This is a genomic window from Ramlibacter sp., assembly GCF_013697775.1.
GTDB lineage: Bacteria > Pseudomonadota > Gammaproteobacteria > Burkholderiales > Burkholderiaceae_C > Ramlibacter.
The window spans coordinates 1-9274 of the sequence record NZ_JACCWG010000422.1 but is presented as its reverse complement, the minus strand read 5'-3'; the positions used below and the strand labels follow the sequence as shown (position 1 = coordinate 9274).

Sequence of the window (9274 nt, the reverse complement as noted above, 5' to 3'; positions counted from 1 at the left end):
GACTTCGCTGCGATGGCCGGTCCGCGGCCGGCACGGCGGAACTCGCTTTGCGCTTGCAAGCAAGCGCGCCGCTCAGACAGCCGCCGTGAGTCAGTTCACGAAGCGCGCCAAGGCGCGCCCGGCACCGCCTGCCGCGACAGCCAACAGCGTTGGTACGCGACCGTCGCGCGCCTCCATGTCACAGCAAAGCCGCACGCGGGCGGGCCGAGTCGCGCAGTTGGACAGGGCGCCTGAGGCGGTTGGGCGGACGGCAGGCGCGCCTTTGGCGCGCTTCGTGAACTGACTTCGCGGGGGCTGTCTGAACGGAGCGTTTGCTTGCAAACGCGCAGAGAGTTCCCCCGCGCTGCCGTCCGTCCAACCGTCTCAGGTCTGCCGGCGGCAAAGCCGCCGGTCGCCTTGTCCGCGCGACACGGCCCGCCCGCGTGCGGCTTTGCCGCGTGATCTTCGCCTGCCGATCAGCGCTTGCGACCGCCCAGCAACCCTCCCAGCACACCCCGCACGATCTCGCGGCCGACGGAACTCCCGATCGTCCGAACAGCCGAGCGGGCCATGCTTTCCACCAGTCCTTCGTGCTTGCCGCCGCGCGGCCCGGTGGAGCCGAACAGGATGCTGCCGATGCCACCGGCAATGCTGCCCGCGATGCCTCCTGCATCCGAAGTGGAGGAGGGTGTCGTGCCTGCAGCAGCCGGAGCACCACCGCCATCCGAGGGGCTGCCTTGCGCCGGAGCAGCCGACGCCTCGACCCGGCCCTTGAGCTTCTCGTACGCCGATTCCCGGTCCACCGCCTTCTCGTACACGCCGGCCACCAGCGAATCGGCCATCAGTGCCTTGCGCTGCTCGGGCGTGATCGGCCCCAGGCGGCTGCCGGGCGGCAGCACGTAGGCGCGCTCGGTCGGGGTGGGGCGGCCCTTCTCGTCCAGAAAACTGACCAGAGCCTCGCCCACGGCCAGCTCGGTGATGGCTGCCGCGATGTCCAGCCCGGCGTTGGGCCGCATGGTGTCGGCCGAGGCTTTCACCGCTTTCTGGTCGCGCGGGGTGAAGGCGCGCAGCGCGTGCTGCACCCGGTTGCCCAGCTGGCCCAGCACGCTGTCGGGGATGTCCAGCGGGTTTTGCGTCACGAAATACACGCCCACGCCCTTGGAGCGCACCAGCCGCACCACCAGCTCGATGCGCTCGACCAGCACCTTGGGCGCATCGTCGAACAGCAGGTGCGCCTCGTCGAAGAAGAACACCAGCTTGGGCTGCTCCAGGTCGCCGACCTCGGGCAATTGCTCGAACAGCTCGGACAGCAGCCACAGCAGGAAAGTGGCGTACAGGCGCGGTGCGTTCAGCAATTTGTCGGCCGCCAGGATGTTCACCACGCCGTGCCCGGCCGCATCGGTCTGCAGCAGGTCCTGGATGTTGAGCATGGGCTCGCCGAAGAAGCGGTCGCCGCCCTGCGACTCCACCTGCAGCAGGCCGCGCTGGATGGCGCCCACGCTGGCGGCGCTGACGTTGCCGTACTCGGTGGTGAACTGCCCGGCGTTCTCGCCCACGTGCTGCAGCATGGCGCGCAGGTCCTTCAGGTCGAGCAGCAGGAGGCCGTTGGCGTCCGCGACCTTGAACACGATCTGCAGCACGCCGGCTTGCGTCTCGTTGAGGTTGAGCATGCGCGCCAGCAGCAGCGGCCCCATGTCGGACACCGTGGCGCGCACCGGGTGGCCCTGCGCGCCGAACACGTCCCACAGCGTCACCGGGCAGGCGGCCGGCTCGGTGGCGGGCAGGCCGCGCTCCTTCAGAACGGCGGCCAGCTTGGGGTTGTCGCCGCCGGGCTGGCTGATGCCGGTGAGGTCGCCCTTCACGTCGGCCATGAAAACAGGCACGCCGATACGCGAAAAGTTCTCGGCCAGGGTCTGCAGGGTGACGGTCTTGCCGGTGCCGGTGGCGCCGGTCACCAGCCCGTGGCGGTTGGCCAGGGCGGGCAGCAGGCGGCACGCGGCCTTGGCGTTTTGCGCGACGAGAAAGGGTTGCACCATGGGGCGAAAAGTAGAATGGGGTTCGCGCGATAGTAGCAACGCGACACACAAAAAGGACATCGAACGTGGCCGGACACAGCAAATGGGCAAACATCCAGCACCGCAAGGGCCGCCAGGACGAAAAACGGGGCAAGGTCTGGACCCGCGTGATCCGCGAGATCATGGTGGCGGCGCGCCAGGGCGGCGGCGACCTCACGGCCAACCCGCGCCTGCGGCTGGCGGTGGACAAGGCCAAGGCGGCCAACATGCCGGCCGACACCATCAAGCGCAACATCGACAAGGCCACCGGCAACCTCGAGGGCGTGCACTACGAGGAAATCCGCTATGAGGGCTACGGCATCGGCGGCGCCGCAGTCATCGTGGACACCATGACCGACAACAAGGTGCGCACCGTGGCCGAGGTGCGCCACGCCTTCAGCAAGTACGGCGGCAACATGGGCACCGAAGGCTCGGTGGCGTTCCAGTTCAAGCACTGCGGCCAGCTGATCCTGGCGCCCGGCACCAGCGAGGACAAGGTGATGGAAGTGGCGCTGGAAGCCGGCGCCGAGGACGTCATCGCCGACGCCGACGGTGCCATCGAGGTGATCACCCCGCCGCAGGACTTCGAGACGGTGAAGAACGCGCTGGAGGCCGCCGGCCTGAAGCCGGAGATCGCCGAAGTGACCATGCGCGCGGAAAACCCCATCGAGATGGCCGGCGAGGACGCGGTGCGCATGCAAAAACTGCTGGACGCGCTGGAAGACCTGGACGACGTGCAGAACGTTTATCACAACGGCGCAATGGAGAGTTGATTTGAAGGTTCTCGTCATCGGCGGCGGCGGCCGTGAACATGCGCTGGCCTGGAAGCTGGCGCAGTCGGACAAGGTGCAGGCGGTCTACGTCGCGCCCGGCAACGGCGGCACCGCGCAGGATTCCCGGCTGGGAAACGTGCCGATCACCGACCTGGCCGCGCTGCGCGACTGGGCGATCAGGGAAAAGATCGCGCTGACCGTGGTCGGGCCCGAGGCGCCGCTGGCGGCCGGCGTGGTGGACGACTTCCGCGCCCATGGCCTGCGCATCTTCGGCCCCACGCAGGCGGCCGCGCAGCTGGAAAGCTCCAAGGCGTTTTCCAAGGACTTCATGAAGCGCCACGGCATTCCCACCCCCGAGGCCGAAACCTTCACCGATGCGGCGGCGGCGCATGCCTACGTGGACGCCAAGGGCGCGCCCATCGTCGTCAAGGCCGACGGCTTGGCGGCCGGCAAGGGCGTTGTGGTGGCGGCCACCGTGGCCGAGGCGCACGACGCCATCGACTTCATGCTGCTGGACGACACGCTGGGCATCTCGCACAACCAGGGGGGCGCCCGTGTGGTGATCGAGGAATTCCTGCATGGCGAGGAAGCCAGCTTCATCGTGCTGTGCGACGGCAAGAACGTCGTCGCGCTCGCGACCAGCCAGGACCACAAGCGCCTGCTGGACGGCGACGAAGGCCCGAACACCGGCGGCATGGGCGCGTATTCGCCCGCGCCGGTGGTCACGCCCGAGGTGCATGCGCGTGCCATGCGCGAGATCATCCTGCCCACCGTGCGCGGCATGGAGCAGGACGGCATTTCCTACACCGGCTTCCTCTACGCCGGGCTGATGATCGATGCGCAGGGCCGGCCCAAGACGCTGGAATTCAACTGCCGCATGGGCGACCCGGAAACCCAGCCGATCATGATGCGGCTGAAAAGCGATTTGTTCGACGTGATGGTGGCCGCCACGGCCGGCACGCTGGACCAGGTGGAGCTGCACTGGGACCGCCGCACCGCGCTGGGCGTGGTGATGGCCGCGCACGGCTATCCGGCGAGCCCGCGCAAGGGCGACGCGATTACCGGCGTGCCTAAGGAAAGCGACGACGCGATGGTGTTCCACGCCGGCACCGCGCGGCAGGACGACGGCACGACGGTCACGGCCGGCGGCCGCGTGCTGTGCGTCACCGCGCTGGCCGACACGGTGAAGGCGGCGCAGCACCGCGCCTACGACGTGCTCTCGGGCATCCGGTTCGACGGCGCGCAGTTCCGCCGCGACATCGGGCACCGCGCCATCCGGAGCTGAAGATGCCGCTGGACCACGCCGAACGCGTCGGACAGGTCCGCGCCTGGCTGCTGGATTTGCAGCAGCGCATCACCGCCGGTGCGTCCGCCGTCGATGGCCAGGCCTTCATCGCCGACCATTGGCGCAAAGAACCCGGTGAGTCGCTGCAGGGCAGCGGCATTTCCATGATCCTGGAAGGCGGCGCCGTGCTGGAGCGCGCCGGTTGCGGTTTTTCGCATGTGCAGGGCCCGCGCCTGCCGCCTTCGGCCACGCAGCACCGTCCCGAGTTGGTGGGCGCTGCGTTCGAGGCGCTGGGCGTGTCGCTGGTGTTCCACCCGCGCAACCCGTATGCGCCCACGGTGCACATGAACGTGCGCATGATCACCGCCACGCCCACCCAGGGCGAGCCGGCGTTCTGGTTCGGCGGCGGCATGGACCTGACGCCGTACTACGGCTTCGAGGACGATGCGGTGCATTTCCACCGCATCTGCCGCGGTGCGCTGGAGCCCTACGGTGCGGACAAGTACCCGCGCTTCAAGGCCTGGTGCGACGACTATTTCCACTTGAAGCACCGCAACGAGCAGCGCGGCATCGGCGGCATCTTCTACGACGACCTGTCCGAACTCGGCTTCGAGGGCGGCTTTGCGCTGATGCGCTCGGTGGGCGACGGCTTCCTGGATGCCTACCTGCCCATCCTGAAGCGCCGCAAGGACACGCCCTACGACGAACGCGAGCGGGAGTTCCAGCTCTACCGGCGCGGCCGCTATGTGGAATTCAACCTGGTGTGGGACCGCGGCACGCATTTCGGCCTGCAGTCGGGCGGCCGCACCGAGTCCATCCTGATGTCCATGCCGCCGCTGGCCAGCTGGTCCTATGCGCGCATACCCGAACCGGGCACGCCCGAGGCGGCGCTGGCCAGCGACTTCCTGGTGCCGAAGGACTGGCTTTGAACCAGCCCGTCCGGCGCCTGGGCATGTTCGGCGGCGCGTTCGATCCGCCGCACCGCGCCCACGTGGCGCTGGCGCAGGCCGCCGTCGGGCAGCTGCAGCTCGACCAGCTGCGCATCTTCCCCACCGGCAACGCCTGGCACAAGAGCAGGGCGCTGACGCCCGCCGAACACCGGCTCGCAATGGCGCGCCTGGCGTTCGCCGCGATTCCCGAAGCCGAGGTGGACGACCGCGAGATCCGCCGCACCGGGCCGACCTACACGCTGGAGACGTTGCGCGAACTGCACGCGGAGTTTCCCCAGGCCGAGCTGTTCCTGGTGATGGGCGCCGACCAGGCGCGTGCCTTCACCGGCTGGCGCGACTGGCAGGCCATTGCCCAGCTGGCGACGCTGGCGGTCGCCGGGCGGGACGGCCCGGCAGAGGGCGGCGGCCAGCACTTCGGACTGCCTTCCGAAGCACGCATCCAGCCGCTTCAATTGCCCCTCATGGACGACAGCGCGACCGGCATCCGGGTCCGGCTCGCGGCCGGCCAGGATGCAGGCGCGCCCCTGCCGGCCGGGGTTGCCGGTTATATTGCCGCACATTACCTTTACCTACCCACTTGATGAGCACAGAAGCCACCGCCAAAAAGGACACGCAAAAACTCCAACGCGCCATCGTCGATGGCCTGGAGGACGTCAAGGCGCAGGACATCCAGGTGTTCAACACCGAACACCTCTCGCCCCTGTTCGAGCGGGTCATCGTGGCGTCGGGCACCTCCAACCGCCAGACCAAGGCGCTGGCCTCCAGCGTGGTCGACGCGGTGCGCGAAGCGGGCTTTCCCAAGCCGCGCATCGAGGGCCAGGAAAACGGCGAATGGATCATCGTGGACTGCGGTGCGGCCGTGGCGCACATCATGCAGCCGGCCATCCGCCAGTACTACCACCTGGAAGAAATCTGGGGCGACAAGCCGGTGCGCCTGCGCCTGGGCGCGCCCCTGCCGGCCGCCGCGCCACCGAAGCCCGAGCCCGCCGCCAAAACTGCCAAGCCGAACCTGTCGCTGCGCCGCAGCAGCGCGGTGAAGACGGCGGCGCGCGACGCCAAGCGCGAGGCGGATGCCGCAAAGAAGCAGCCTCCGCGCAAGACCGGCGCGAAGTCCGCGGCCGTGAAGGCGGCCGGCGCCAGGCCGCCGGCGAAGAAGGCCGCCGCCAGGAGCCCCGCTCCTGCAGCGAAGAAAGCGGCGCCCGCCAAGAGGGTGCCCACCAAGACGGTGCCTGCCAAGAAGGCCCCCGCGAAGAAAGCCGCAGCCAAGAAGACCGCGCCCCGCGGGCGATGAAGCTGCGGGTGGTCGCGGTTGGCCTGCGGATGCCCGACTGGGCCGAGACCGCATGGAACGACTACGCCAAGCGCTTTCCGCCCGAAGCGAAGCTGGAACTCAAGGCCGTGAAGACCGAGCCGCGCGGATCGAAAGCAGTGCCCACGCTGCTGGCCGCCGAGCGCGAACGCATCGAAGCGGCAATCCCCAAGGGCGCGCGCGTCGTGGCGCTGGATGAGCGCGGCACGGCGCTCACCACCGTGGCGCTGGCGGCCAAGCTCAAGGCCTGGCAGCTGGAAGCGGACACGGTGGCCATCGTCATCGGCGGGCCGGACGGGCTGGATGCGGAGTTCAAGGCCGCCGCGCACGAGCGCATTCGCCTGTCGGACCTGACCCTGCCGCACGCCATGGTGCGCGTGCTGCTGGCCGAACAGCTGTACCGCGCCTGGTCGATCAACGCCGGCCATCCCTACCACCGCGAATGACAACGCGAAGCACACCGTGAGCGGCTTCATCTACCTGGCCTCGCAGAGCCCGCGCCGCCGCCAGCTGCTGGAGCAGCTGGGCGTGCGCCATGAATTGCTGCTGCCCGATGCCGACGAAAACGCCGAGGCGCTGGAAGAGGTTCTTCTCGGCGAAGCACCTGCCGCCTACGTGCGGCGCGTCACCGGCCTGAAGCTCGATGCGGCGCTCGCGCGCATGAAGCGCCGCGGCCTGCCCAACGCACCGGTGCTGTGCTCCGACACCACGGTGGCCCTGGGCCGCGCCATTTACGGCAAGCCGGCCGATGCGAAGGACGCGGCGCGCATGCTGCGCGAACTGTCCGGCGCCACGCATCGCGTGCTGACGGCGGTGGCCGTGCAAAGTGGCCGCAAGCGCAGCGAAGCGCTGAGCGACTCCCGGGTGACGTTTGCCGCGCTCACGCCCGCGCGCATCCGCGCCTACGTGGCCAGCGGCGAGCCCATGGGCAAGGCCGGCGCGTACGCGATCCAGGGCCAGGCCGGCGCGTTCATCTCGCGCATCGCGGGCTCGTACACCGGCATCATGGGCCTGCCGCTGTACGAGACGGCCTGTTTGCTCGGAGTGCGCTGAAAAAGCACGCTGCTGATCAGCGATAGGCACGCGCGCGCAAGGGCCGGCGTCCACCTGCCTGGGGTATTCTCCAGAGCAACAGGGGACCGAACGCATGCAACAGGACATCCTGATCAACTGGTCGCCGCAGGAAACGCGCGTCGCCATCGTCGAGAGCGGATCGGTGCAGGAGCTGCACGTGGAGCGCACGCTCGAACGCGGCTTGGTCGGCAACGTGTACCTTGGCAAGGTGGCGCGGGTGCTGCCGGGCATGCAGTCGGCCTTCATCGACATCGGCCTGGAGCGCGCCGCCTTCCTGCACGTGGCCGACCTGCACACCAATGGCCCGCATGTGCCATCGCGCGACACCGACGGGCGCAACGGCCAGCCGCAGGTGCCGATCGAAAAGCAGGTGTTCGAGGGCCAGGCGCTGATGGTGCAGGTCATCAAGGACCCCATCGGCACCAAGGGCGCGCGGCTGTCCTCGCAGATCAGCATCGCAGGCCGGCTGCTGGTGTTCCTGCCGCAGGACGACCACGTCGGCGTTTCGCAAAAAATCCCATCGGACCAGCGCGAGGCATTGCGCCGCCGCCTCACCGCGCTGGCCGGCGAGGCCGGCGGCGGCTTCATCCTGCGCACCAACGGCGAGGACGCGAGCGACGCCGAGCTGGGCGAGGACATCAGCTACCTGCGCAAGACCTGGACGCGCATCAAGGACGGCGCGCAGCGCCTGCCGCCGCCCGCGCTGTTGCACCAGGACCTGAACCTGCTGCAGCGCGTGCTGCGCGACCTGGTGACCGAGGAGACGCAGACCATCCGCATCGATTCGCGCGAGCAGCATGGCCTGCTGCTGGCCTTCGGCCAGGAGTTCATGCCCGCGGCGGCGGGGCGGCTGCAGCTGTACAAGGGCGAGCGGCCGATCTTCGACCTGTATTCGGTGGACGAGGAGATCGCCCGCGCGCTGGGCCGCCGCGTGGACCTGAAGTCCGGCGGCTATCTGATCGTCGACCAGACCGAGGCGCTGACCACGGTGGACGTGAACACCGGCGGCTATGTGGGCGCGCGCAATTTCGACGACACGATCTTCAAGACCAACCTGGAAGCCGCACACGCCATCGCGCGGCAGCTGCGCCTGCGCAACCTGGGCGGCATCATCATCGTGGACTTCATCGACATGCAGCGTGAAGACCACCGCGATGCGGTGCTGTCGGAGTTCCGCAAACAACTGGCGCGCGACCGGGTGAAGACGATGTCGGGCGGCTTCTCGCAGCTGGGGCTGGTGGAGATGACGCGCAAGCGGACACGTGAATCTCTTGCCCACCTGCTGTGCCAGCCCTGCGATGCGTGCCAGGGGAAGGGCGCGGTTCGCACGGCGCGGACTGTGGCTTACGACATCCTGCGGGAGATTCTTCGCGAGGCACGGCAGTTCAATCCTCGGGAATACCGGGTGGTTGCGGCGCCGCAGGTTGTGGAGCTGTTTCTCGATGAGGAGAGCCAGCATCTTGCCGGCCTTTCCGACTTTATTGGGAAGCCGATTTCCTTGCAGTCCGAGAGTGCGATGGGGCAGGAGCAGTACGACATTGTTCTGCTGTGAATTCATTGCGTTTGTGAGGCTACGCTGCAAAGCCGCACGCGGGCGGGCCGTGTCGCGCGGACAGGGCGTCCGGCGGCTTTGCCGCCGGCAGACCTGAGACGGTTGGACGGACGGCAGCGCGGGGGAACTCTCTGCATAAAAATTGGGGTCAGATTCCAGTTTCGCGGGCCTGTTCTACAGGCCGCAGATGCGTCGCTATGCGACGCAGCGAAATTGGACTCTGACCCCAATTTTTATTCCCGGCGGAACTCACTTCGCGTTTGCAAAGCAAACGCTGCGTTCAGACAGCCGCCGTGAG

9 protein-coding genes are annotated in these 9274 nt (G+C 68.4%); 8 read left to right on the top strand and 1 reads right to left on the bottom strand.

What is annotated here, in order from left to right; translation table 11 throughout:
* Positions 1 to 455: 455 nt before the first annotated feature.
* Complete coding sequence (locus H0U68_RS21465) at positions 456 to 2015, bottom strand: helicase HerA-like domain-containing protein (RefSeq protein WP_296358937.1); 1560 nt, start codon at positions 2013 to 2015, stop codon at positions 456 to 458.
* A gap of 65 nt (positions 2016 to 2080) precedes the next feature.
* Between H0U68_RS21465 and H0U68_RS21460 the strand changes: the two genes are divergently transcribed.
* The 8 genes from H0U68_RS21460 to rng all read left to right on the top strand — a co-directional run bounded on the left by H0U68_RS21460 (position 2081) and on the right by rng (position 8976).
* Positions 2081 to 2806 (top strand): YebC/PmpR family DNA-binding transcriptional regulator, encoded by a 726-nt coding sequence (locus tag H0U68_RS21460; RefSeq protein WP_296358936.1) that lies wholly within the window; start codon positions 2081 to 2083, stop codon positions 2804 to 2806.
* Position 2807: 1 nt separating this feature from the next.
* The gene (purD, locus tag H0U68_RS21455; RefSeq protein WP_296358935.1) at positions 2808 to 4091 is read left to right on the top strand and encodes a phosphoribosylamine--glycine ligase; all 1284 of its coding nucleotides are present in this window, start codon (positions 2808 to 2810) and stop codon (positions 4089 to 4091) included.
* Between the two features lie 2 nt (positions 4092 to 4093).
* Positions 4094 to 5020, top strand: a complete 927-nt coding sequence (gene hemF / locus H0U68_RS21450; RefSeq protein ID WP_296358934.1) for an oxygen-dependent coproporphyrinogen oxidase — start codon at positions 4094 to 4096, stop codon at positions 5018 to 5020.
* Positions 5017 to 5622 (top strand): nicotinate (nicotinamide) nucleotide adenylyltransferase, encoded by a 606-nt coding sequence (gene nadD / locus H0U68_RS21445; RefSeq protein WP_296358933.1) that lies wholly within the window; start codon positions 5017 to 5019, stop codon positions 5620 to 5622. Before hemF ends, nadD begins: the two co-directional genes overlap by 4 nt.
* Positions 5622 to 6332: a ribosome silencing factor gene (rsfS, locus tag H0U68_RS21440; protein ID WP_296358932.1), complete on the top strand. Its 711-nt coding sequence runs from the start codon at positions 5622 to 5624 to the stop codon at positions 6330 to 6332. The genes nadD and rsfS overlap by 1 nt, the downstream gene beginning before the upstream one ends.
* Positions 6329 to 6796, top strand: coding sequence for a 23S rRNA (pseudouridine(1915)-N(3))-methyltransferase RlmH (rlmH, locus tag H0U68_RS21435; protein ID WP_296358931.1), 468 nt, complete (start codon positions 6329 to 6331; stop codon positions 6794 to 6796). Before rsfS ends, rlmH begins: the two co-directional genes overlap by 4 nt.
* A gap of 16 nt (positions 6797 to 6812) precedes the next feature.
* Positions 6813 to 7403 (top strand): Maf family protein, encoded by a 591-nt coding sequence (locus tag H0U68_RS21430; RefSeq protein WP_296358930.1) that lies wholly within the window; start codon positions 6813 to 6815, stop codon positions 7401 to 7403.
* A 94-nt stretch (positions 7404 to 7497) separates the two neighbouring features.
* Entirely contained in the window at positions 7498 to 8976 is a 1479-nt protein-coding gene (gene rng / locus H0U68_RS21425) for a ribonuclease G (protein ID WP_296358929.1), read from the top strand.
* Positions 8977 to 9274 lie beyond the last annotated feature (298 nt).